A 23,646-nucleotide genomic window follows, 5' to 3' on the forward strand; every position below is an offset into this window, starting at 1 on the left:
GGGACATGCGGTGGACGGCGTGGGCAGCACGGCCGGGTGCGAACAGGGCGGCGTGGCGGACCCGATGGTCCCGGCGCGTCCTCGGCTCGGTCCTGGCGGCCGCGGTGGTGGCGGCCGCCGCGGCCCCGGCGGCGGTGGCCGGCACGAGCCCATCGGCAGCCGCGCCGACCGCGCGGGCGGCCGGAGCCGAAGGTGCGCCGATCGCGAACCCCGCGGCGGTTTCCGGCGTCGAGCAGGTGATCGGCGGCTTCGAGTCCGCCGACGAGGGATGGCACCTGGGTCTCGGCGCGGAGTTCCCCGGCGCGAAGGGGAGCTTCGACTTCGACGGGACCGACCACCAGGAGGGCCTGCGGTCCGGCGTACTCACCGGTGACTTCGCAGGCGGCGGCAACTACGTCGACATCTCCCGTGCGGTCGACCTGGACGCCACCGCGCTGCACCTGTGGGCGCGTTCCACCGACCTGTCCGGCATCGTCCTTCGCGTCTTCGACAGCACCGGGCAGGCACATCAGCAGCGCCTGAAGCTGACCGCGGACGGCTCCTGGCAGCAGCTGACCGCGGCACGCTTCGACGGGGGCGACAACTACTCCCACTTCGGCGGCGCCGACGACGGCACCTGGCACGGTCCGGCCACCAAGGTGGCACTGATCCTGGACAAGGGCCTGCTCACCGGCGGGCAGAAGACCGGCATCGTGCACCTCGACGGCGTGACGATGACGGTCACCCCGCCCGACCTGGCGTTCGAGCAGACCCAGCCCGGAAACATCTTCGTGGGAACGCAACCCGCACGCACTTCCGTTCGCACCAAAGGTGACGTGGTGGGCTGGTCGGTGTACGACCTCGACGGCACCCAGGTGGGTCAGGGCCGCGCGGACGTGACCGACGGCGCCGCCGACCTGACGCTGCCGCTCACCACGCCGGGCTACTACCGGTTGACGGTGACCGCAAACCTCGACGGTGCCGTCCTCGCCACCCGCGACACGACGATGGCGAGGTTGACCGCGTTCGACGTCGGCGCGGTGGCGGACTCGCCGTTCGGCATGGCCGCCCACCTGTCTGGTACGGAGAACCTCGGGGTGGCGGACCTGATGGGCAAGGCAGGCGCCAAGAACCTTCGCGAGGACGCGTTCTGGAGTTCGATCGAGACCACGAAGGGCAGCTACGAGTTCGGCCGCTACGACCCGCTGGTGTCCGCGGTGGACAAGGCCGGCATGCGCTGGCTGCCGATCGCGGCGTACATCAACCCCTTCTACGACAACAACGCCACGCCCTACACCGACGAGGGCCGCGCCGGGTTCGCGCGGTACGCCGCGGCGACGACCGCGCACTACGACGACAGGGTGAAGTGGCTGGAGGTCTACAACGAGTTCAACATCGGCTTCGGCGACGCCGGTGACGGTCCGGCCGACAGCCTTCCGCAGTCCTACTTCCCGCTGCTCAAGGCGACCTACGAACAGGTGAAGGCCCGTACGCCCGACGTGACGGTGGCCGGAGCGGTCACCGCGGGTGTCCCGCTGGACTGGCTGGAGGCAGTCTTCAAGCTGGGCGGCCTGCGCTACATGGACGTCGTGTCGGTGCACCCCTATGTCTACCCGTCCGAGCCGGAGCAGGCCGCCAGGAGCCTGGAGGACCTGGACGCGCTCATCCGGCGCTACAACGGCGGGAAGCCCAAGCCCATCTGGATCACCGAACAGGGCTGGCCGACCCACGACGCGGGCAACGGCGTGAGCGAACAGACCCAGGCCGCCTACGTCGTCCGGGCGCACGTGGTGGCGTTCGCCCACGGCGTCCAGCGCTACTTCTGGTACGACGTGATGAACGACGGGCTCGACCCCGCCTACAACGAGCACAACTTCGGTCTGCTGCACAACACCGCGGACCCCGCTGGTCGGTGGACACCCAAGCCTGGCTACGTGTCGTACGCGGCGATGACCCGGCAGTTGACCGGCGCGCGGTACGTCAGGTCGGAGGACGTCGGCGGCGGCGTCTCCAGCTACGTCTTCGACGGCGCCGACGGACCGCTGCGCGTGCTGTGGTCGAGTACGCCGTCGGTGGTCGACGTCATCACCGACCACCCGGTGGCCGTGACCGACCTGACCGGCGCCACCCGCACCTACCACCCACAGGCGGGGCGGGTGCAGCTGTCACTGTCCGGCGACCCGCTCTACGTCGCGGGCGATGTCAAGATCGCCTTGACGAGTAGGTACGGATTGACATCCGACCACGACGGCCAGGCGGTGCTCGGCGACCCGATTCCGCTGACCCTGACCGTGGACACCACCAAGCCGCCGAGGGCCGCGGTGCGCGGCACCTTCGAGATCGCGGGTACGTCGGTGCCGGTGTCGGTCCCGGCGGGTACGAAGGCCACGATCCCGGTACGCGTGCCCGCGGCGAGCCTGGCCGGCCCCCGGGTGCTGATCGGCGAGGTCGTGGTGCGTGGTCAGCCCGTCGCCCGGCTACAGACGCGAGTCGACGTGGTGCATCCGTTCCAGCTGAAGTTCGCACACGTCCTGCGAGGCGGCGAGGACGTGCTCTCGGTGCGGGTCACCAACCGCGCCGACCGCGACCTGCCGGTGAGCAGGCTGGCCTGGACGATCGGTGACCGGTCCGGAACCCTCGATCTGGCCTCGCCGGTCCCCGCGCACGCCACCCGGACGGCCGAGCTCCCACTGGGCGACCTCGCCAGGGGCCAGACCTACCCGCTGCAGCTACGGCTCAGCTCGCCCGGCCTCACCGACGCGGTGACCGCCGGCCGGCTCGTCCTGCCACCGGCCGACCAGCTGCGAACCCTGGTGGAGAAGCCGGTCACAGTGGACGGAACGCTCGACGACCTGAGCGGCGTACCCCCGATCGACCTCGCCCGCGACGGCGTCGTCCAGATCCCGAACTACGGCGGCGCGGACGACCTGAGTGGCTCGGTGTGGTGGACCTGGGACGCTGGCCACCTGTACCTGTCGGCGAAGGTGCACGACGACGTCCAGGCCCAGCCGGAGACCGGCGAACGCATCTGGGCCGGTGACGGCTTCCAGTTCAGTGTCGCCGCCGGGATGCCGGGGGAGAGCGCACGCTGGGACGAGTACGGCGTGGCGCTGACCCCGGCTGGGCCGCGGATGTGGCGCTGGCTGGCCGCCCAGGGACAACCGGGCGAGGTCACCGGTGTGGACGTCGCGGTGGCCCGGGACGAGGCGAAGAAGGAGACCACCTACGAGGTCGCGCTGCCCTGGTCGAGCCTCGCACCGCTCCAGCCGGACGACCGGCTGGTGAGTCTGTCGTTCCTCGTCAACGACAACGACGGCGCGGGCCGCGAAGGCTGGATCGAGTGGGGCTCCGGGATCGGCGGGGAGAAGAACTCCGCGCTGTTCCGGCCGATCAGGCTCGGCGACGGCTGAGCCGTTGGTCGGTCGGGGCCGCCGCGGGATGTCCGAACCGTGGCGTTCGGGCGGCCCGTCGTACCCCCGTGCGCGGCCCCGGACGACCGCCGGGGTGAGGATGGGGGTTGGACCGCGAACTGCTGAGGAGACACCATGACCGCAGCACTCGTCGTGATCAGCGGCGCTGACCACTGGACGTTGAAGGACGGTACCCGCCATCCCACCGGATACTGGGCGGAGGAACTGGTCGTGCCGCACCGGACGTTTCGGGCGGCCGGGCTCGACGTCACCCTCGCCACGCCCGGCGGGGTGATCCCCACGGTGGACCGCTTGAGTCTCACCCCGGAGGCCAACGGCGGCGAGGACGGCGCGGACGCGATGGTGGCCTACCTCGCGACCATCCAGGACGAACTCAGCCATCCGGCCAGGCTGGAGGATGTCGACCCGGACGCCTACGACCTGGTCTTCTACCCCGGCGGGCACGGCCCGATGGAGGATCTCGCCACCAACGTCACGTCCGGGCACCTGCTGACCAGGGTGCTGGACAGCGGCGCCCCGCTCGGCGTCCTGTGCCACGCACCGGCCGCCCTGCTGGCCGCACGCAGGCCGGACGGCAGCTGGCCGTTCGCCGGCTACCGCCTCACCAGCTTCACCGACGCCGAGGAGGCCATGGTCGGGCTGGCGGAAAAGGCACCGTGGCTGCTGCAGGACCGCCTGGTGGAGCAGGGCGCGCGGTTCGTGGGCGCGCCGCCGTTCGCTCCGCACACGGTCGTGGACCGCAACCTCTACACCGGCCAGAACCCCTCGTCGTCCGCCGAGCTCGCCGAGGAGCTGATGCAGGCCGTCCGCGTCCACCGCTAGGACGAGGCCACGGGCCGGGCGTCCCACTGCGGGACCCGGGCCGGCTCACGGGCACTAACGTGAGGGCGCATGCGGATATGTGTGTTCTGCGGCTCCTCGCCGGGGCGCGAGGAGATCTACGGCCGGGCCGCGGCCGACCTGGCCGTCCTCCTTGCCCACAAGGGCATCGGCCTGGTCTACGGCGGCGGGAATGTCGGCCTGATGGGGATCGCGGCCGATGCCGCCCTGGCCGCGGGCGGTGAGGTGATCGGCGTGATCCCCGGTCACCTGGTCGACCGCGAGGTGTCGCACGACGGGCTGACCCGGCTGGAGATCGTCGACACCATGCACGAACGCAAGGCGCGGATGGCCGAGCTGTCCGACGCGTTCGTGGCGCTGCCCGGCGCCGCGGGCACGCTGGACGAGCTGTTCGAGATCTGGACGTGGTCCCAGCTCGGCCTGCACGACAAGCCGATCGGCCTGCTGGACGTCGCGGGCTACTACCAGCCGATGCTCACCTTCCTCGACCACATGGTGGCCGAGGAGTTCCTGCGGCCGGCCTACCGTGAACAGCTGGTCGTGGAGACCGACCCGCGCGTGCTGGTGGACCGGCTGACCAACGCCTGACCGTCAACGGCGGGCGTACACGAACAGCTGCGTCTCCGGGTCGGCTTCCGTACTCGCCGGTGCGTACGTGTGGTCGCGCACCTGCAGCACCTTGAACCCGGCGTCCTCCACCACCGCACACCCGAAGCCCCGCGTCGGCCAGCTGCCGGGCGGTGGGGCGTCCGGTGCCGCAGCCCACGTCGAGCACCCGCGCGCCGGGCTCGAGCCGGGCGGCCAGCCAGTCACCCGCCTCCCGTTGGCACTCCTTGTGCGGGAACACCTCGTCGTAGTGCGGGCCGATCAGGTCGAACGCACGCGCCTGCGCGGTTGCGCGATCCGTACGTGCCGCCGGTGCCGGGCCGCCGTCCGGCGGCGGGGGAGTCACGGTCATGGCTCCGATCCAACCACGGGGTACCGCCGGGGTCGTACTCACTTCGCGAGCGTGTTGCGGCGTGCGCTCCTTTCGCGCATCACCGAAGCGGGGGCAACGCGGGGTGCCGATCTTGGCAGCATGTCGGCCGGGTTTGCCCAACGGGCACACGCGTGGTTGACGTCGATGGCCGCGATCGATCCACTTGCACAGGGCAGTTCGCCGGTCACGCACCTCGTGACCGAACCCAGGCAACGAAGCCGGGCAGCGACCGTACGGACATCGACCACGACACCGCGCGGAGGTGGGGGCGACGGCGACCCAGATCCGAACCGACCGGCCCGGCACCGTGCGTGCGGGCCGGCCACGGCTCACCCGTTCGGTGTGGGCGCAGATGTGGCGCGAACGCTGGATGTACCTCTTCATCCTTCCGGGCTTCCTGTACTTCGTCGTCTTCCGGTACCTTCCCCTGCTGGGCAACGTCGCGGCGTTCCAGGACTACTCGCCCTATCTCGGGTTCAGCGGCAGCGCCTGGGTCGGCCTGACGAACTTCGTCAACCTGTTCACCGATCCCGACGTGGCCATCGCGTTGAAGAACACGTTGGTGATCAGCCTGCTGCAGATCGTCTTCGCGTTCCCGGCGCCGATCCTGCTGGCGCTGTTGCTGAACAGCATCATGAGCGGGCGGGTCCGCCGCTTCGTGCAGTCGGTGGTCTACCTGCCGCACTTCATCGGCTGGGTCATCCTGATCTCCTTGTGGCAGGAGATTCTCGGCGGTGCGGGACTTGTCAACCAGCTCTTGCAGAGCTTCGGCGCGGGACCGATCGACTGGATGTCGAACCCGGAGACGTTCAAGCTGCTGGTGGTGGCCCAGGTGATCTGGAAGGAGATCGGCTGGGGAACCATCATCTTCCTGGCCGCGATCACCCAGATCGATCCGCAGTTGTACGAGGCGGCGGTGGTCGACGGCGCCAATGCGTGGCGGCGCATCTGGCACGTCACCCTGCCCGGCATCGTCAACGTCATCGTCCTGCTGCTGATCCTGCGCCTGGGCAGCGTGCTGACCGTCGGGTTCGAGCAGATCCTGCTGCAACAGCCCGCGGTGGGCGCCGACGCCGCACAGGTGCTGGACACGTTCGTCTACTACCGCGGCGTCCTCGGTGGCGACTGGGGGCTTTCCACCACGGTCGGTCTGGTCAAGGGGCTCATCGGCACCGTCCTGGTGATCGGAGCGAACCGGTTGGCCAAGCGGGCCGGAACGGGAGGGGTGTTCTAGATGGCGTCGGCGAGGGTGCGCCCGCCCTGGATGGAGAAACCGTCGGCGGCGACCCAGACGGCGAAGACGGTCGTCCTCGTCCTGTTGACGGTTGTGATGCTGGCGCCGTTCGTGTACGTGATCGCGGTGAGCTTCTCCTCACCGCAGGACGTGCGCGAGGGCGGGCTGATCCTGTTCCCGGCCAACCCCACGCTGGCCGCGTACCGGGCGGTGCTCGGTGGCAGCAGCGTCGTCGGCCGGTCGTTGCTGGTGAGCCTCGGCGTGACGTTCGTGGGAACCACGCTCAGCATGGCGATGACGGTACTGATGGCGTACGGCCTGAGCAGGACCCGGGAGGTGCCGGGCAGCAGGTTCGTGCTCATCCTGGTCCTCGGCACGCTGCTGTTCGGCGCCGGCATCATCCCGAACTTCCTGCTGGTGAAGCAGCTCGGCCTGCTGGACACCTACGCGTCGCTGATCCTGCCCGGCGTGATCAACGCGTTCAACCTGGTGGTGATCCGCAACTTCTTCATGGAGATTCCGACGGAGCTGTACGACTCCGCCCGCATGGACGGTGCCAACGAGCTCCAGATCCTGGTGCGGATCGTGCTGCCGCTGTCCAAGGCCGTGATCGCGGTGATCGCGTTGTTCTACGCCGTGGCGTACTGGAACGAGTTCTTCAACGCCCTCCTCTACCTCAACGACACCGCCAAGTGGCCGGTCCAGCTGGTGCTGCGGCAGTTCGTCCTGGAGGGCTCGCCGCTGGCCGACGCCGTACGCCAGCAGGCGAACGCGCACCCACCGCCGGCGCAGACCGTGCAGATGGCGATCGTGGTGCTGGCCACCGCGCCGATCCTGGTGGTCTACCCGTTCGTGCAGAAGTACTTCACCAAGGGCGTGCTGACCGGCGCCGTCAAGGGCTGAGGGAGGCCGCGCATGCGAGAGCTGAGGGAGGGGCTGAGCCGGCGGCGGTTCCTGGCCGCGGCGGGACTGGGTGCCGCGGGGCTGGGCGCCGCGGGTGCTCTGGCGGGGTGTTCGGGCGAGGCGGCCGGCAGCTTTCGGCACAGCCATCCGCTGCGGTTGCCGCGGGAGGCGCCACAGCCGACGGTGGAGGGTGCCGTCCCGAGCGGGGTCGACGGCGTGCCCACGGCCTACCGCCGGTTCGTCTCCCCGCCGTACCGCTCGGTGCACACCACGCCCGGAAGCGGCGGCCCGGTCACGACGTTCCAGATCCTCTACGGCCCACCGCCCACGCCGCTGGAGCACAACCCGTGGTGGCAGGAGCTGAACCGCCGCCTCGGCGTGGAGATCAGGCCCACCCTGGTGCCGGATGCCAGTCTCGGCGACAAGCTGCAGACCACGATCGCCAGTGGTCAGCTGCCCGACCTCACCTACGTCCACCTCGGGCTGGCACCGGCCGCGCTGCGGGTGATCCGCCAGGGCGCGTTCACCGACCTCACGCCCTACATCGGCGGCGACGCGGTGAAGGAGTTCCCCAACCTCGCCCGGCTCCCGTCGTACATGTGGCGCAACTCCTCCATCGAGGGCGGCATCTACGGCGTGCCGCGGGTGATCCCGATCGTCAACGGCCGGATCGGGTTGTACCGCAGGGACTGGGCGCGCAAGCTCGGCTACCCCGACCCGCCGGCCGACGCAGACCAGGTGCTCGAACTGTTCACCGCGTTCGCCAAGGGCGACCCGGACGGCAACTCCCGGGTGCAGACGTGGGGTTTCGGCAACGTCGACACCACGCTCGTGCAGCAGATGTTCGGTGTGCCGAACGTGTGGCGGAAGGAATCGAACGGCCGGCTGGTCAACTCCATCGAGACCGACGAGTTCGAGGAGGCGCTGCGTTTCCTGTCGAGGATGTGGAAGGCCGGCGTGTACCATCCCGACGCACCGAACATGCAGTTCCAGAAGGTGCAGGACCTGTTCATGTCCGGGCGCACGGGATACTTCGCGCAGGGCTACATCCCGATGTTCGGCCGCACCGGCACCCGCGGCAGCCTGCGCAGGAACCAACCGCACGCCGACGCGTACCCGCTGATCCCGCCGGGCCACGACGGCGGAAAGCCGCGGATCTTCCAGGGCCCGGGCTACTTCGGTTTCATGGCGATCCCGTCGAAGGTGGGCGAGAACACCGAACGCGCCAAGGAGTTGTTGCGGGTCCTGGACTACTACGCCGCGCCGTTCGGCAGCGAGGAGTACGTCTTCATGACGTACGGCATCGAGGGTCGGCAGTTCCGCTACGACGGCCGGGGCAACCCGGTGAGCGTTGACGACGACCGGGTGGCCAACTGGAGCACGCTCAGCTACATGTGCCAGACGATGGAGAACGCGTTCTACTACCCGGGCGCGGCCGAGGACGCGGTCCTCGCGCAGGACGTGCTGAAGAAGGCGGTCCGGATGTCGGTGCCCGACCCGACGCTCGGCCTGGTCTCCAACCTCGCGATCAGCCGGGGCGCCGCGCTGACGCAGTACAACTCCGACCGGCAGACCGGGATCGTCACCGGCCGGGAGCCGTTGCGGTCGCTGGCGGAGTGGCGGAAGGGCTGGCGCGAGCGCGGCGGCGACCAGATCCGCAGCGAGTACGAGGAGGCGCTGGCCCGGGTGCGCGGCTGAGCCCGTCAGCCTGTCAACCCCCGCTTGCCGGAGGAGGGGCGGTGGGGATGGCGCCCTCCGCGTACAGCCGGTGCGCCCGCGGGGAGTTGGGCTTGGCGAGCCGGAGCGCCGATCATCGCCACCAACGGTACGAACAGGATCCCGATCATGGCCGCCACCAGCACGGCGCCCACCGAGCGGCGGGCCTCGGCGGTCCAGTACACGTCCTCCAGGTAGAGCCACAGCGCGAACTCGTCCAGCGTGAGCGCGGCGCCGGCGGCGAAGATCACCGCCTCCACCTGCTGGGCGGGCGGGCCCGGCCGGTAGGCGAACTCCGCGGTGGCGGCCCGGATGAGCCGGGTCACCACGAACGTGACGAGGAAAGAGACCGGCATCCAGAGCGCCGTCTCGCGCCCGCCGAGCGTCAGCCTGAGGTCCGCTTCCCCCACCCCGCACCAGCCGCGATCATGGGTCGCCGCCTCGCGCCCAGGTTATTGCCGCGGTCGGAGTGCCGTCGCGCCTTGCGTGGCAGTGGAGGTCGCTGGAAACTGAACCCATTGCCGTCCGACACTTTTCGCGGCGGCCCCGACGCCGGCCCGGGCAGGAGGTGCTCATGACCGAACGACTGCCGGTCAACGTCGTCGCCGCGATGGACGGTGTGCTCCGGCAGACCGCCGCCTCGGCGGTGCTGTGGGACTTCCCCGGCGGCGTCGTCGTGCAGCACGACCTCGCCCGCACCGGACACGACGACCTGCTGCACCGCCTGGTCTACGACGTCGGGGGAGTGGTGGAGGACACCGGCGTGCCGCTCGACCACGCCTGCCTGAGCTGCGCCCTGCGCGAGGACGTCGTACCCACCGTGGTGCGGCTCGCGCGCAGCGGACGCTGGGACCGCATCGTGGTGTCCCTGCCGGTCACCGCCGAGCCCGGTTTGGTGCGCGATGCCCTGCGCGGGTCCGTTGTCGGCGGAAGCCAGGTTGCCGACCTCGTGACGTTCGCCGGGGTCCTGACAGTGGTCGACCTCGCCCGGCTGGTCGACGACCTGTTCGGTGACGACCTGTTGGCCGAACGTGGCATCGCGCTGACCCACGACGACCGGCGCGCGGTGGGCGAGGCGCTGGCGCACCAGATCGAGTCCGCCGACGTGGTGGCCACCCGCACCGACCGGGTGCCCGACGCCCGCGAGCTCGCCGTGCTCCGCCACCTCGCCGCGCCCAGCGCGGTGTGCGCCGACCTGCACAACCTCGACCTGGCCCGCACCCTCGACCGCCCGGCACGCGGCTGCGGCCCCCAGCGCGGCGACTACCGCCGGGCCGCGCACTCCGGCGCCGCCGACACCCACGGCGTGTGGACGCTGGAACTCACCTCGTGGCGCCCGGTCCACCCCGCGCGGCTGCACGACCGGATCGGCGAGCTCGCCGGCGGGCGGCAGCGCAGCCGCGGGTGGTTCTGGCTGCCGACCCGTCCGCACGCGGTGTGCGGGTGGGACAACGCCGGCGGCCAGCTCAGCATCGGCACGGTCGGCCGCTGGGAGGCCGGCGACCGGCAGACCCGGATCCTGGTCACCGGGATCGAGGACGTCCAGGAGCGGGTGCGTGCCGCCTTCGACGCCGTGCTGATGACCGACTCCGAGCTCGCCCGGGGGCTCGACCACTGGGAGCGGCACGACGACGGCTTCTCCCCGTGGCTCGGCGACGACGACCGCGCCGCCTGAGCCCGGTCAGTTGGGTGCGGCCAGGGAGAGGGCGAAGTCGTCCTGCGGGTCGGTCCACCACGCCTCGAGCGTGAACCCGGCCTCGGCGAGGTCGCGCTCCACGACCTCGCGGCGGAACTTCGCCGAGATCTCGGTGCGCAGGTCCTCACCCTCGGCGAACTCCACGGTCAGGTCGAGGTCGGCGATCCGGACCACCTGCGCCTTCTGTGACCGAAGGCGCATCTCGATCCACTCCGCCTCGGCGTTCCACACCGCCACGTGGTCGAACGCCTCCGGCACGAAGTCGGCGTGCAAGGAGTGGTTGACGACCTGCAGCACGTTGCGGTTGAACTCCGCGGTCACCCCGGACGCGTCGTCGTAGGCACGCACCAGCCGGTCCAGGTCGGTCACCAGGCCGGTACCGAGCAGGAGCCGGTCGGATGGTCCCAGCCCGGACCGCACCGCGCTCAGGAAGCGTGCCCGCTGCGCCGGTGCGAGGTTGCCGATCGTGCCGCCCAGGAACGCCACCAGGCGGGTGCCCTTCCGCGGGAGCAGGCCCAGATGGCGTTCGAAGTCGGCGATGACGCCGTGCATGGCCATCCCGGGGTAGTCGGCCCGCAGGGACTCGATCGCACCGAGCAGGGCGCTCTCACTGACGTCCACGGGCACGTAGCGTGCCAGCCTGCCGGTCGAGCGCATCCCGTCCAGGAGCAGCCTGGTCTTGGTCGAGGACCCCGATCCCAGCTCCACCAGGGTGTCGGCGTCGGCGAGCTTGGTGATCTCGGCGGCGTGGGCGGCGAGGATCGACTCCTCGGTCCGAGTCGGGTAATACTCCTCGAGCGTGGTGATCTGCTCGAACAGCTCACTTCCCCGCGCGTCGTAAAAGTACTTCGGAGGAAGGGATTTCGGCGTCCCGACCAGGCCCTCGGCGACGTCGCGGGCAAGGCTCGCCTCGAGGTCGGCGGCGGTGAGGTGGCAGGTGATCTCCGGTGCTTCACGGGAAACGGTCACGCGGGCCTCCATCGTCAGGGCTTCGTCAAGGCGAACTTTCGGGACGAACTTCTCGGCTGGACGACCTTCGTCAAGGCAGGCTTTCGCCGGGATGCGCTCTTCTTTGCCCGGTGGGGGTTTCGTACCTCGGCCCCTACAGCGTGGTGACCACCACACCATGCCGGTCGACCTCCACCAGGGACCGGGGTGGGACCGGTGCCCAGGCCGGGTCGTCGTCACAGGGTTCGGAGGCCAGCAGCACGCCGTCGGCGGACTCGTGCACGAACAACGTGTCGCCGTACGTCGTGCCCGCGATGCGCTCGCCGTCGCCGGCCAGCAGGTTGAGCCGGCCGCCGCCCAGCTCGGCGACCTCGCGGGTGACCCGGGCCAGTCCTTCGCCGAGAGTGCTGCCGCTCTCCCAGCGGGCCACCGCCAGGCCGAACAGCAGCGCGGAGTCGACCGGGGCGAGTGCGTCGGGCACCCATGCCACCTCGTCCCGCAGCGCCTTGCGGGCCAGTGCCAGGTCACCCAGTGCGCCGTTGTGGCTGAACAGCCAGCGCCCGTGGGTGAACGGCGCTGCCCCGGACTCCTCCGACGGGTAGCCGGGCGTGGCAGACCGCACCGCGGCCACCGCGCAGCCGGCGTCCACGGTGGGCGCGAGGCTGGCGAAGGACTGGTCGGCCCACATCGGCTGGGCCCGGCGGTAGCGGACCGGCTCCGGCCGCCGGGAGGTGTACCAGCCCACCCCGAAGCCGTCGACGTTGATGGTCCCGTGCTCCTGCCGGCGTGGTGCGTACGCCTGTACCCCGAGGGAGTACGGCGGGTCCAGGACCAGCTCCTGCAGCGTGCGTGGCCGGCCGAGGTAGGCGAGATGACGACACATCGGACGTTGCCTCCTAGGCGTCGCGCGCGCAGCGGAACCCGGCGAAGATCTGCCGCCGGATGGGGTAGTCCCAGTTGCGGAAGGTCGTCCGCGCCGTCACCGGGTCGCTCGCCCACGACCCACCGCGCAGGACCTTGTAGTCGTTGCCGAAGAACACCTCGGAGTACTCGCGGTAGGGGAAGACGCAGAAGCCCGGATGGCCGGTGAAGGCGGTCGAGGTCCACTCCCAGACGTCGCCGAGCATCTGCCGCGCACCCACCGGCGAGGCGCCGTCCGGGAACGAGCCCACCGGCGTGGGGTGGAAGCGGGTCTGGCCGAGGTTGGCGTGCCCCGGCCCGCCCGGCTCGTCACCCCAGGGAAAGCGCCGCTTGACACCACGCACGGGGTCCCACGAGGCGGCCTTCTCCCACTCCGCCTCGGTGGGCAGGCGGCGTCCGGCCCAGCGGGCGTACGCGTCGGCTTCGTACCAGCACACGTGCTGCACCGCCTCGTCGTCGACGAGCGGCTCCAGCCGGCCGAAGCGCCGGCGCAACCAGGTCTCACCGTCGCGCACCCAGTAGGCCGGTGCCCGCTTGCCCGACGCGCACCGCCACTGCCAGCCGGCCGGATCCCACAGCCGCTCGTCGTCGTAGCCGCCGGCGTCGACGAACGCGCGGTAGGCGGCGTTGGACACCGGGGTGGTGTCGATCCAGAAGGCGGGCAGCGACACCGTGTGCGCCGGGCGTTCGTTGTCCAGCGCCCAGCGGTCGGTGGAGGTGCCCATGACGAACTCGCCCGCCTCCACCAGCACCTCCGGCGCGAGGACGCGGTGGTCGTGCGGGGCGGGGGCCTGGTCGGTGGGCGGGAAGACCGGTTCGCCGCGCCGGAGCTGGTGCGTGGCCAGCATCGTCTCGTCGTGCTGGTGCTCGTGCTGGATCACCATGCGGTAGACGAACCCGGCGCCCAGTAACGGCTTGTCGGGGGAGAGCCGGATCGACTCCAGGGAGTCGAGCACCTTCCGGCGTACCAGGTCGATGTAGCCGCGGGCCTCGCCCGGGCTGAGCAGCGGCAACGTCGGCCGCTCGGACCGGGGATGCTCGAACGCGTCGTACAGGCTGTCGATCTCCGGCCGCATGGGGTCGATCCCGGCCGCGGCCCGCAGCAGCCACAGCTCCTCGTAGTTGCCCACGTGCGCGAGGTCCCACACCAGCGGCGACATCAGCCGGGAGTGCTGGGCCACCAGGTCGGCCTCGTCCAGGACGTCGGTGGTGAGCCCGAAGCTGCGTTCGCGGGCGCGTTCCAGCTCCGCGGCCACCAGCGACTTGAACGCGTCGGGGTCCACGTGGTCGTCGGAGGCGAGCAGGGCGGCTGTGCGGGCGGACGGGCGCAGGTCTGCGTACTGGCTCATCGGGACTCCTCCCGGTCGGAATCGGACGTGAGCGGGTCGGTGCCGTCGTCGGCCGGACATCGTCCCCGGTCGACGTAGCGGAGTCGGTAGTCGTCGACGAGGTTGACCAGAGCGCGCTCGGCGCCCTGCCGGTGCAGCGCCTCCAGCGCCGCCTCGAAGCAGCACCGCGCGGCATGGGCCAGCCCGGGATGGTCCAGCCCGTCGCGGGCGGCGTTCCACCACGCCTCGACGACCGGTGCGGTGGCGGCCAGGGCGCGCTCGCCGGCCCGCGGATCGTCCACCAGTGCAGTCAGCACCGCCATCGGCACCGGCCAGTACGCCGCCGGCACCACGTCGAGGTAGCGGATCTCGAACCACCCGCGCGGGCGGACCGGCGGGAACAACGTCGTCAGGTGGTAGTCGAGGTCGTTCAGGACGTGTCCGTCGTCGGTGCGCAGGTGCAGCCACTGCCGGAACGTAAACCCCGGATCGCTGTGCCACCGCTCGCCGTCGCGCCGCATCATCAGCGGTGCGTCCAGCGCGTAGTCGGCCCAGGCGGCCACCGGGTCGGGTCCGTGCGGGGACCGGGTGCGCCGGGGATCCAGCCGCTGCCACACTGCCTGCCGGGCGGACTTCCACCCGGTCTGCCGGCCGGCGAACAGGGGAGAGTTGGCGAACGCGGCCACCATCGCCGGGCCGATCGCGTGCAGGATCCGCCATCGCCGCGCGATGTCGGCCGCGTCGGTCCCGGCATCCAGGTTGACCTGCACGGAGGCGGTCGAGCACATCATCAGCCGGCCCTCGGGGCCGCGCCGGTCGAAGTAGGCCTCCATCGCGTCGTAGCGCGGATGGGACAGTTGCCGGCGGGGTTCGCGGAAGGGATCGATCGCGGTCCACAACAGCCGCAGGTCGAGCGTGGCCAGCGCCTCGCGGAGGTGGTCGATGTCGGACTTCAGGGTGGACCAGCATGCGGCGACGCCACGGGCCGGAGCAGAACTCAGCTCCACCTGGCCGCCGGGTTCGAAGGTGACGGTGCTGCCGCCGGGCGGGGGCCCGGCCTGGTCGAGCGTGGTGCGGAGCAGGTCGAGAGGGACGAGCTCACGCGGGTGGTCTGGTGAGACGACGAGCCATTCGATTTCGGTGCCGACCGTGGTGGGCGGTCCGGTCTTGAAACAGATCCGCCCGATGTGGCCGTGCACGGAATCGCACGAGGCGACCTCAGCGGTGTCCGTCATGGTTTCTCCTGCGGTCGTCCGGCTGCATGCTGCGCGGGATTCGCGGTCATGTTCGAACTCCGATCCTGGCGTGCCGGCCCCTCGATGAACAGCCACTGAGGCCCATGTCACATCAGGCTCACGTCGGGGCCACATCGAGGACAGTGTCGATCAAACACCTACCAAACGCCGCCGACAGTGACCGAATGTGGGCGGAACGGCCATCGAACCTCCGGCGAACTGACGAGCAGACCAGCTTCGCGTCTGCGCGCTCCGGGCGTGTTCAGGCCCCGCGCGCCGCCCGGGTCCCCCGGCGGCCTCCGGTCCCGCCCTGGGACCGGCTGCGCGGCCTGCCGCGGGTCCCGCTCTGCGGGCGGGTGCGCGAGCGTGGCCTGGTGGCTGTGCGGCGACCACGTGCCTGCTCCTCGCGGGCGGCTCGCAGCCGGCGGTCAAGGACGAACGAACCGACCGCGACCAGGCCGGCCACCGGCCAGTCGACCACGCCGAGGACGGCGACCGCAGCCAGTCCGCCGTACCACAGCGTACGGCCGGTCTTCTCGTCGATGGCGACCTCGGGCAGCGACGGCAGCGACGGCATGGACGGCATCGACGGGGTGGGCAGGTTCTTCGGCGCGTGCACCTCGGGGAGGTGTGCCCGGCCGGCGACCTCGGGCAGCCTGCTCAGGCCGGACAGCCCGGGGAGCCCGGAAAGACCCGGCAGGCCGGCACCACGGGTCCGGGCCGCCGCGGTCTTCCTGGTGGTCCGCCTGGTCGCGGTGCCGCCGGTCGCGGTCTTCCGGGTGGTGGTCCTGCTGGTGGTCTTCCTGGCGGCCGTCTTCTTGGCGGTCTGCCTGCCGGCGGTCCCCTTGGCCACTGCCCGCTTCCCGGCAGCCTTCTTCGCGGCAGTCTTTCTGGCGGCAGTCTTCCTGGCGGCGGTGCCGGCCCGCGGCGTGCGGTGTTCCTCCGGGTGCGGTGCCCGGGGCCCCGGGATGGCAGGACCCGCGGTCTGCTTGTGGGCGGCGGTCCCGCGCGGGGCCCGCCTGCCGGCCGGGTGCTTGCGGCCGGTCGCCTGCTGGGTGTCGGAGCGGGTCGAGCTCTCCTGCGTCTCGGTCATGTCCATACCCCCTCGCGCCCGATTCTTGGTGGCGGCCACCACCGGGCGTAGTGCCGAAGGTCCTGCCAGCCGGGCGCCGAGGGTTCCCTCCGCTACCTGCGAGTACGTTCACCGGGCCGTAGGCTCTCGCCCGTGGAACAACGTAATCTCGGACGAACGGGTCGCAAGGTGGGCGTTGTCGGGCTGGGGGCCTGGCAGCTGGGAGGCGACTGGGGCGAGGTCACCGAGGCCGAGGCGCTCGCGGTGCTCAACGCCGCCGTCGACGCCGGTGTGACGTTCATCGACACCGCCGACGTGTACGGCGACGGCCGCAGCGAGCGCGTGATCGGGCGTCTGCTCCGCCAGCGGCCCGAGGCCGACATCATGGTGGCCACCAAGATGGGCCGGCGGGCACCGCCGGACCCGAGCCACTACACCCTGGACAACTTCCGCGCCTGGACCGACCGCTCGCGGGAGAACCTCGGCGTCGACCGGCTCGACCTGGTGCAGCTGCACTGCCCGCCGGCGCCGGTCCACGCCACCGACGCCGTCTACGACGCGCTGGACACGCTGGTGGCCGAGGAACGGATCGCCGCGTACGGCGTGAGCGTGGAGACGTGCGCCGAGGCGCTGACCGCGATCGAGCGGCCGGGCGTGGCCACCGTGCAGATCATCCTGAACGCCTTCCGGCGCAAGCCGCTGGAGGAGGTGCTGCCGGCCGCCGCCCGGGCGGGGGTGGGCATCATCGCGCGGGTGCCGCTGGCCAGTGGCCTGCTGTCGGGGAAGTACGACGCGTCCACGCAGTTCGGCGACAACGACCACCGTACGTACAACCGCGACGGCTCGGCCTTCGACGTGGGGGAGACGTTCGCCGGCGTCGACTTCGCCACCGGCGTGGAGGCGGCCGGCCGGCTGGAGCCGCTGGTGCCCGCGAAGGCGTCGCTGGCCCAGGTCGCGCTGCGCTGGATCCTCGACCAGCGGGAGGTGAGCGTCGTCATCCCGGGCGCCCGCAATCCCGTGCAGGTGTGGTCAAACGCCGGCGCCGCCGAGCTGCCCCGGCTCACCGCCGGTGCGCACGACGAGATCCGCGCGGTCTACGACGAGCTGATCCGCCCGCAGGTGCACGACCGCTGGTAGCCACGGCCGGCCCGGACGCCAGGTCGGCCGACTCACCTCAGCGGAACGCCGGCAACCCGGTGATCGCCTCGCCGAGGACGAGGGTGTGGATCTCGCTGGTGCCCTCGTAGGTGAGGACCGACTCCAGGTTGTTGGCGTGCCGCAGCATCGGGTACTCCAGCGAGATGCCGTTCGCGCCCAGGATCGTCCGGGCGGTCCTGGCGATCTGCAGCGCGGCCCGGACGTTGTTGAGCTTGCCGAAGCTCACCTGGTCCGGGCGTAGCTGCCCGGCGTCCTTGCGGCGGCCGAGGTGGAGCGCGAGCAGCAGCCCCTTGTTGAGTTCCAGCGCCATCTCCACGAGCTTCTCCTGGGTGAGCTGGAACGCCGCCACCGGCCTGCCGAACTGCGTCCGCTCGCGGGCGTAGTCGACCGCGGTGAGCAGGCACGTCCGCGCCGCGCCGAGGGCGCCCCACACGATCCCGAACCTCGCCTCGTTCAGGCAGGCCAGGGGAGCGCGCAGGCCGCGGGCCTCGGGGAGGATCGCGTCCTCGGGCACCTCCGCGCCGGACAGGATCAGCTCCGAGGTCACCGACGCCCGCAGCGACAGCTTGTGATGCATGTCGCGGGTGCTGAACCCGGGGGTGTCGCGGGGCACGCAGAACCCCCGCACGCCCTCGTCCGTACGTGCCCACACGATCGCCAGGTCGGCGATGCCGCCGTTGGTGATCCACATCTTCGTGCCGTCGAGCACCCAGCCCGCCTCGGTGCGCCGGGCGGTGGTGGCCATGGCGGCGGGGTCGCTGCCGTGGTCGGGTTCGGTCAGGCCGAAACAGCCGATGGCGGTGCCCGCGGCCATCGCGGGCAGCCACTGCTCCTTCTGGCGCTGCGAGCCGAACCGCCACAACGAGTACATCGCCAGTGATCCCTGCACCGACACGAAGCTGCGCAGGGCGCTGTCGACCGCTTCCAGCTCCAGGCAGGCCAGGCCGTAGCTCACCGCGTTGGTGCCGGCACAGCCGTATCCGTCCAGGTGCATGCCGAGCAGGCCCAGCTCGGCGAACCGTGGCACCAGCGCCCGCGGGAACTCCGCGCGTTCGAACCACTCTCCGACGTGCGGCTCGGCGTGCTCGGCCAGCAGGCGGCGTACGGTCGCCTGGATCGCCCGCTCCTCGTCGGTGAGCAGGGCGGCGACGTCGAGCAGGTCGCTGGCGTCGGGTTGCCCGGACTGTCGGCTCATGCCCAGATCCTCGCGCAGATTCCGGTTCGACGCGGCGACGGGGGGAGCCGCGGGTGCGCGAGGGGTCGGCATCCCGCACCCTGGGTATCAGCGATCTCGGGGGAAGGAGCCCGACATGCGGAGATCCTCGGTAGCCACGGTCACGGCCCCGGCTGGTATGCCACGGGCGGTGGTTCTCGGCGCGCTGGCCTGTCTGGGCCTACTCTGCGCGGTCGTCCTGGCCGGCTGCGGCGGCTCCGGTGGCTCGTCCTCCACGGCGAGCCCGGCCACCGAGTCGGCGTCCTCGCCGTCGGGCACCGCGAACGCCGCGGTGTGCAAGGAGGCGAAGAAGCTGCAGTCGTCGCTGACCGCGCTGAAGAACGTCGACGTGCGCGCGGAGGGGACCAACGGCGTGGAGCGCAAGCTGAACGCCGTCCGCTCGGACCTGAAGAGGCTGCGGTCGGCCGCGTCCTCGGCCTGGCGACCGCAGCTGGACGCGCTGTCGGCCGCCCTGGGCAGCCTGGGTACCGCGATCAAGCAGGTGGGCGGAGGCGGTGGAAAGGCCACCTCCTCACCCGCGGTGGACGCGATCACCACGGCGGCGATGAAGGTCGCCTCCACCGCGGAGTCGCTGAAGACCACGATCGCCGGGACCTGCCCGGGCAAGTAGCGCCACACCCGGACGAGCCCCAGCACAGCCGCTCAGGGCCGGCTCCTGCTCAGTCCGCCCTCCGGCCCGGGCGTTCCGGCCCGAGCAGCCGCTCCAGCAGCGCCGGGTTGCCGGGCCACGCCTCGAGGACGACCTCGCGCGGGAGCTGCCGGGCGGCGTACCGCAGCGCCAGCGCCACCACGAGCACGTCGTCCAGCGGCCCGATCACCGGCAGGAACTCCGGAATCAGGTCGATCGGCGAGATCAGCCACACCGCGGCGAACCCGACCACGATCTTCGCTCGGCGGGGCACCCGCGGGTCGCGCCGAAGGACCCGCACGGTCGCCACACAGTCCGGGATGAACGCGGCGAGCTCACGCAGCGGTCCGGGTGGGAGCCGGCGGGCCAGCACGGCCAGGACGGCCCAGCTCGCCACCGCCAGCACCACCGCGACCGCGAGGGCGCGCAGCCAGCCGTTCACCGTCGACGTCCCTGCACCCGGGGTACGTTACGCGGTCAGGCACGAGGCGGGCGATCAGGTCGGCGATCACACCGACCGTCACGCCGGCGATCACACCGACCAGGGGTCCTCACGCGGGTAGACCAGCGCCGTGGCGCCCTCGATCGCGATCACGTCGACGGTGGCGCCGGGCGGAATCACCAGCGTGGAGTCGTACGCCCGCGCGCTCCACTCCTCACCGCCGATCCGGACCCGGCCGGTGTGCCTGGTCACTTCACGGAGCACCAGCGCCTCCCGGCCCACCAGCGCCGCCGTGCCCGACCGCATCTCCGGCGCCCTGCGCAGGGCGTGCTGGGCGAGCGGGCGGACGAACACCATCAGCAGCAGGGTGGCCAGCGCGAACGTCGTGATCTGGAACGGCACACCCAGACCCGTGGCCGCCACCAGCGCCGTCACCAGTGCCGCCCCCGACACCAGGGCGAGGTGGAGCGTGACCCGGAGGAGTTCGGCGATGCCGAAAACCAGCGCCACGACCAACCACACGACCCACGCGTCCATCGCCCACCTGCCCACAGGTATTTTCCGGGCTCCTTTCCGACGGTATCCCGCTCACACCTGTCGAGGGAGGCGACCGCGAAGTCCGGCGTGCGACGTGGCCGCGATCCCTGACCACGAAGCCTGATCGCGAAACCTGGTTCCGAACACCTTGTGCGGTACGGATGTGGCTCCCGCGAGCAACAAACCGTCACTGCCGCGATCGGGGACTTCCGCCCCACCCGGGTCCATCGAGGGCCCGGCCTACTCCAACGCGATGGTGTTGTTCAACCGGTGATACGCGAACGCGCCGGGCGTTTCCGCACCGGCGCGTCCGTGTCAACCCCGACCTGACAGTCGGCCGACGTCAGGTCATCAGGTCGTCAGTTGAGGCGTACCCGCGGATCGAGGATGGCGTAGGCGACGTCGACCAGGATGTTGGCGACGATGACCGCGACCGCGGCGAAGATGACGATGCCGATGATCACCGGCAGGTCCTGCTGGTTGATCGCGTCGATCGCCGTCTTGCCCAGACCGTCGATGCTGAACACCGTCTCGGTGACCACCACGCCGCCGACGAGCTGACCGAGGTCGATGCCGAACTGCGTCACGACCGGGGTGAGCGCGCTGCGCAGGCCGTGCCGGTAGACGACCCGGCGTTCGGAGATGCCCTTGGACCGTGCGGTGCGGATGTAGTCCTCACCGAGCACGTCCAGCATCGACCCACGGGTCAGCCGCGTGTACGTCGCGGCCAGGACCAGCGCCAGCGTGAGCCAGGGGAGCACCAGGTGCCGCGCCCAGTCCAGTGGGTTCTGCGTGATGGGTACGTAGCCGCCCGCCGGGAAGACCGGGTAACCCTTCAGAGTCAGCTGGAAGTACAGGAAGTACAGCAGCAGCAGACCCAGCAGGAACGTCGGCATGGAGTAGAAGAACAGCGCGAACCCGGTCATGCCCCGGTCCGCGATGGAGCGCGGCCGGACCGCTGCCACGACGCCGTTGAACACACCGAGCAGCATCCAGATGATTGCCGCGCCCAGGGCCAGGCCGACAGTGGCCGGCAGCGCGTCGCCGATGATGTGCGTCACCGGCACCTGGTGGTAGTAGTCGAAGCCGAGGTCGCCGTGCAGTGCCTTCCACAAGAAGTCGAGGTACTGCTTCCAGACCGGCTGGTCCAGGCCGAGCCGTTCCTCGATGAGTTTCACGGTCTGCGGCGTGGCCTGCCGGCCCGCCAGGGTGCGGGCGACGTTGTTGGGCGCCACGAAGAAGATCGCGAACACGCCGATCGTGATGAGGAACAGCACCAGTAGGCCGTGCAGGATTCGCTTGACGAGAAATCGGGCCATCGTCACTCACCCTTTGCGTTCTGCTCGTTGGTGACGAGAAGTCGGTCCGAGCTCGGGTCGAATGCGTCGCGCACGCCGTCACCGAGCAGGTTGAACGCCAGCGTGGTGAGGAGCAGCGCGAGTCCGGGGAAGAGGATGAACCACCAGGCGACCTGGTAGTAGGCGATCGACTCGTTCAGCATCCCGCCCCACGTCGCGGCAGGCTCGGGCACGCCCAGGCCGAGGAACGACAGCGTGGCCTCCACCACGATCACCGTCGGAATGAGCAGCGTGGTGTAGACGATCACCGGTGCCATGATGTTCGGGAGCACGTCCACGAACATGATCCGGCTGTCGCTCGCGCCGAGTGAGCGGGCCGCCTCGACGAACTCGCGTTCTCGTAACGACAGCACCTGTCCGCGCACGATCCGGGCCACCGAGGCCCAGCTGAACGCGCTGATCGCGATGATCACGACCTTCAGGCTCGGCCCGGTGACGGACACCAGCGCCAGGGCGAACAGCATGAACGGGAAGGACAGCACCACGTCGACCAGCCGGGCGAGGATGGTGTCGACCAACCCGCCGAAGTAGCCGGCCGCGAGCCCCACCACCACGCCGATGGCCACGGTGATCAGGGTCGCCACCACGCCGACCAGCAGGGATACCCGGGCGCCGTAGGCGATCCGGACCAGGATGTCGCGGCCCAGGTCGTCGGTGCCGAGCCAGAACTCCCCGCTGGGTGCCTTGGGCATGCCGTCGGGCGTCAGGCCGTTGGTGCGGTACTGCGTGTTGACACCATGGCCGGTGATCGCCGCGACCACCGGTGCGAAGACCGCCATCGCGACGATCAGGAGGATGACCACGAAGCAGATCAGCGCCACCCGGTCGCGGCGCAGGCGTTCCCAGGCCAGCCGCCAGGGACTGCGGCCCTCGATCGAGGCCTTGGGCCCCTCGGTCTCCAGGTCGTACGGGGATTCGGTGGTGCTCACGACTGGTCTCCGTTCACCAGCTCAGGAGCGAACTCGGTGCGCTCCGCGGCGATCGTTGGCCGTGCCTCGACGAGGTTCTCGCCGATCTCCACCGGGAAGTGGCAGGCGGCGAGGTGCTCCGGGCCGTCGTTCAGCCGGGCGATCAGCGGCGGCACCTCGGTGGCGCACGTGTCGGCGGCCTTCGGGCAGCGGGGGTGGAACCGGCAACCGGACGGCGGGTTGAGCGGCGAAGGTACGTCGCCGCGCAGGATGATCCGCTCCCGCCGGTCGGATAGGTCCGGGTCGGCCAGCGGCACCGCCGACAGCAGCGCGTTGGTGTAGGGGTGGCGAGGCTCCTTGTGCAGGGAGTCGGCGTCGGCGACCTCGACCACGTTGCCGAGGTACATGACCGCGATCCGGTCACTGACGTGGCGTACCACCGACAGGTCGTGGGCGATGAAGACGTAGGTCAGGTTGAACTCCTGCTGCAGATCGTCCAGCAGGTTGATGATCTGCGCCTGGATGGAGACGTCCAGCGCGGAGACCGGCTCGTCGCACACGATCAGCTTGGGCCGCATCGCGAGGGCCCTGGCCACACCGATGCGCTGGCGCTGGCCGCCGGAGAACTCCGCCGGGAACCGGTTGAAGTGCTCGGGATTGAGACCGACGAGCTCCATCAGCTCCTGGACCTTGCGCTTGCGCTCGGGTCCCTTGCCGACTCCGTGGATGGCGAACGGGTCGCCGATGATCGAGCCGACCCGGCGGCGCGGGTTCAGCGAGCCGTACGGGTCCTGGAAGATCATCTGGATCTCCCGGCGCAGCGGCCGCAGCTCCCGGCGCGACAGGGAGGTGATGTCGGTGCCGTCGAAGGTGATCCGGCCCGAGGTCACGTCGTACAGCCGGGTCATGCAGCGCGCGAGGGTCGACTTGCCACAGCCGGTCTCACCGACCAGGCCGAGCGTCTCACCCGCCCGCACCTGCAGGTCGACACCGTCGACGGCCTGTACGTGCTCCTTGCCGCGGGAGAACAGCCGGTCCGAGCGGACCGGGAACCACTTGCGGAGGTCGTTCACCTCCAGCAGCACGTCGTGGTCGGTGC

22 protein-coding genes are annotated in these 23,646 nt (G+C 70.8%); 9 read left to right on the forward strand and 13 right to left on the reverse strand.

What is annotated here, in order from left to right; translation table 11 throughout:
• Window positions 1-5: 5 nt before the first annotated feature.
• The 3 genes from ABZV93_RS15960 to ABZV93_RS15970 all read left to right on the forward strand — a co-directional run bounded on the left by ABZV93_RS15960 (window position 6) and on the right by ABZV93_RS15970 (window position 4,838).
• Window positions 6-3,389 (forward strand): sugar-binding protein, encoded by a 3,384-nt coding sequence (locus ABZV93_RS15960; protein WP_354935899.1) that lies wholly within the window; start codon window positions 6-8, stop codon window positions 3,387-3,389.
• A gap of 135 nt (window positions 3,390-3,524) precedes the next feature.
• On the forward strand, window positions 3,525-4,232 hold the full coding sequence (locus ABZV93_RS15965) for a type 1 glutamine amidotransferase domain-containing protein (RefSeq protein ID WP_354935902.1): 708 nt from the start codon (window positions 3,525-3,527) through the stop codon (window positions 4,230-4,232).
• Between the two features lie 69 nt (window positions 4,233-4,301).
• Window positions 4,302-4,838 (forward strand): TIGR00730 family Rossman fold protein, encoded by a 537-nt coding sequence (locus tag ABZV93_RS15970; RefSeq protein WP_354935905.1) that lies wholly within the window; start codon window positions 4,302-4,304, stop codon window positions 4,836-4,838.
• Between the two features lie 3 nt (window positions 4,839-4,841).
• Here the strand turns inward: ABZV93_RS15970 and ABZV93_RS15975 are convergent, their stop codons facing one another.
• A complete protein-coding gene (locus ABZV93_RS15975) occupies window positions 4,842-5,063 on the reverse strand; it encodes a hypothetical protein (RefSeq protein ID WP_354935908.1) in 222 nt (73 codons plus the stop codon).
• Window positions 5,064-5,491: 428 nt separating this feature from the next.
• Here ABZV93_RS15975 and ABZV93_RS15980 point away from each other — a divergent pair, with 428 nt between their 5' ends.
• From ABZV93_RS15980 to ABZV93_RS15990, 3 genes are read left to right on the forward strand one after another with little or no spacing between them, the layout of a single operon-like run.
• Complete coding sequence (locus tag ABZV93_RS15980) at window positions 5,492-6,463, forward strand: ABC transporter permease subunit (RefSeq protein WP_354935910.1); 972 nt, start codon at window positions 5,492-5,494, stop codon at window positions 6,461-6,463.
• On the forward strand, window positions 6,464-7,366 hold the full coding sequence (locus ABZV93_RS15985) for a carbohydrate ABC transporter permease (protein ID WP_354935913.1): 903 nt from the start codon (window positions 6,464-6,466) through the stop codon (window positions 7,364-7,366).
• 12 nt (window positions 7,367-7,378) lie between these two features.
• Window positions 7,379-9,064 carry an extracellular solute-binding protein gene (locus tag ABZV93_RS15990; protein WP_354935916.1) on the forward strand — a complete coding sequence of 562 codons (1,686 nt, stop codon included), beginning with the start codon at window positions 7,379-7,381 and terminating at the stop codon, window positions 9,062-9,064.
• A gap of 5 nt (window positions 9,065-9,069) precedes the next feature.
• On the opposite strand, the gene ABZV93_RS15995 is transcribed toward ABZV93_RS15990, so the two are convergent.
• Window positions 9,070-9,438: a hypothetical protein gene (locus ABZV93_RS15995; protein ID WP_354935918.1), complete on the reverse strand. Its 369-nt coding sequence runs from the start codon at window positions 9,436-9,438 to the stop codon at window positions 9,070-9,072.
• 218 nt (window positions 9,439-9,656) lie between these two features.
• Between ABZV93_RS15995 and ABZV93_RS16000 the strand changes: the two genes are divergently transcribed.
• Window positions 9,657-10,757 (forward strand): GTP-binding protein, encoded by a 1,101-nt coding sequence (locus ABZV93_RS16000; protein ID WP_354935921.1) that lies wholly within the window; start codon window positions 9,657-9,659, stop codon window positions 10,755-10,757.
• Between the two features lie 6 nt (window positions 10,758-10,763).
• Here the strand turns inward: ABZV93_RS16000 and egtD are convergent, their stop codons facing one another.
• From egtD to ABZV93_RS16025, 5 genes are all read right to left on the reverse strand, one after another.
• Window positions 10,764-11,747 (reverse strand): L-histidine N(alpha)-methyltransferase, encoded by a 984-nt coding sequence (gene egtD, locus ABZV93_RS16005; protein WP_354935924.1) that lies wholly within the window; start codon window positions 11,745-11,747, stop codon window positions 10,764-10,766.
• A gap of 133 nt (window positions 11,748-11,880) precedes the next feature.
• Window positions 11,881-12,609 (reverse strand): ergothioneine biosynthesis protein EgtC, encoded by a 729-nt coding sequence (gene egtC / locus ABZV93_RS16010; RefSeq protein ID WP_354935927.1) that lies wholly within the window; start codon window positions 12,607-12,609, stop codon window positions 11,881-11,883.
• Window positions 12,610-12,622: 13 nt separating this feature from the next.
• A complete protein-coding gene (gene egtB / locus ABZV93_RS16015) occupies window positions 12,623-13,996 on the reverse strand; it encodes an ergothioneine biosynthesis protein EgtB (protein WP_354935930.1) in 1,374 nt (457 codons plus the stop codon).
• On the reverse strand, window positions 13,993-15,210 hold the full coding sequence (egtA, locus tag ABZV93_RS16020) for an ergothioneine biosynthesis glutamate--cysteine ligase EgtA (protein ID WP_354935933.1): 1,218 nt from the start codon (window positions 15,208-15,210) through the stop codon (window positions 13,993-13,995). Before egtA ends, egtB begins: the two co-directional genes overlap by 4 nt.
• 262 nt (window positions 15,211-15,472) lie before the next feature.
• Entirely contained in the window at window positions 15,473-16,303 is an 831-nt protein-coding gene (locus ABZV93_RS16025; RefSeq protein ID WP_354935936.1) for a hypothetical protein, read from the reverse strand.
• Window positions 16,304-16,435: 132 nt separating this feature from the next.
• Here ABZV93_RS16025 and ABZV93_RS16030 point away from each other — a divergent pair, with 132 nt between their 5' ends.
• Window positions 16,436-17,419 (forward strand): aldo/keto reductase, encoded by a 984-nt coding sequence (locus ABZV93_RS16030; RefSeq protein WP_354935939.1) that lies wholly within the window; start codon window positions 16,436-16,438, stop codon window positions 17,417-17,419.
• A 37-nt stretch (window positions 17,420-17,456) separates the two neighbouring features.
• Here the strand turns inward: ABZV93_RS16030 and ABZV93_RS16035 are convergent, their stop codons facing one another.
• Window positions 17,457-18,635, reverse strand: coding sequence for an acyl-CoA dehydrogenase family protein (locus ABZV93_RS16035; RefSeq protein WP_354935942.1), 1,179 nt, complete (start codon window positions 18,633-18,635; stop codon window positions 17,457-17,459).
• A gap of 115 nt (window positions 18,636-18,750) precedes the next feature.
• On the opposite strand from ABZV93_RS16035, the gene ABZV93_RS16040 reads away from it, so the two are divergent.
• Window positions 18,751-19,284, forward strand: a complete 534-nt coding sequence (locus tag ABZV93_RS16040; RefSeq protein WP_354935945.1) for a hypothetical protein — start codon at window positions 18,751-18,753, stop codon at window positions 19,282-19,284.
• A gap of 49 nt (window positions 19,285-19,333) precedes the next feature.
• On the opposite strand, the gene ABZV93_RS16045 is transcribed toward ABZV93_RS16040, so the two are convergent.
• From ABZV93_RS16045 to ABZV93_RS16065, 5 genes are all read right to left on the reverse strand, one after another.
• A complete protein-coding gene (locus tag ABZV93_RS16045) occupies window positions 19,334-19,744 on the reverse strand; it encodes a DUF1232 domain-containing protein (RefSeq protein WP_354935948.1) in 411 nt (136 codons plus the stop codon).
• 90 nt (window positions 19,745-19,834) lie between these two features.
• A complete protein-coding gene (locus ABZV93_RS16050) occupies window positions 19,835-20,281 on the reverse strand; it encodes an NfeD family protein (RefSeq protein WP_354935950.1) in 447 nt (148 codons plus the stop codon).
• A gap of 359 nt (window positions 20,282-20,640) precedes the next feature.
• Entirely contained in the window at window positions 20,641-21,600 is a 960-nt protein-coding gene (locus ABZV93_RS16055) for an ABC transporter permease (protein WP_354935953.1), read from the reverse strand.
• Window positions 21,601-21,602: 2 nt separating this feature from the next.
• Window positions 21,603-22,568 carry an ABC transporter permease gene (locus ABZV93_RS16060; RefSeq protein WP_354935956.1) on the reverse strand — a complete coding sequence of 322 codons (966 nt, stop codon included), beginning with the start codon at window positions 22,566-22,568 and terminating at the stop codon, window positions 21,603-21,605.
• Window positions 22,565-23,632, reverse strand: coding sequence for a dipeptide ABC transporter ATP-binding protein (locus ABZV93_RS16065; protein ID WP_354936533.1), 1,068 nt, complete (start codon window positions 23,630-23,632; stop codon window positions 22,565-22,567). The genes ABZV93_RS16060 and ABZV93_RS16065 overlap by 4 nt, the downstream gene beginning before the upstream one ends.
• Window positions 23,633-23,646 lie beyond the last annotated feature (14 nt).

It is taken from the genome of Actinopolymorpha sp. NPDC004070 (assembly GCF_040610475.1).
In the GTDB taxonomy this organism is placed as follows: domain Bacteria; phylum Actinomycetota; class Actinomycetes; order Propionibacteriales; family Actinopolymorphaceae; genus Actinopolymorpha.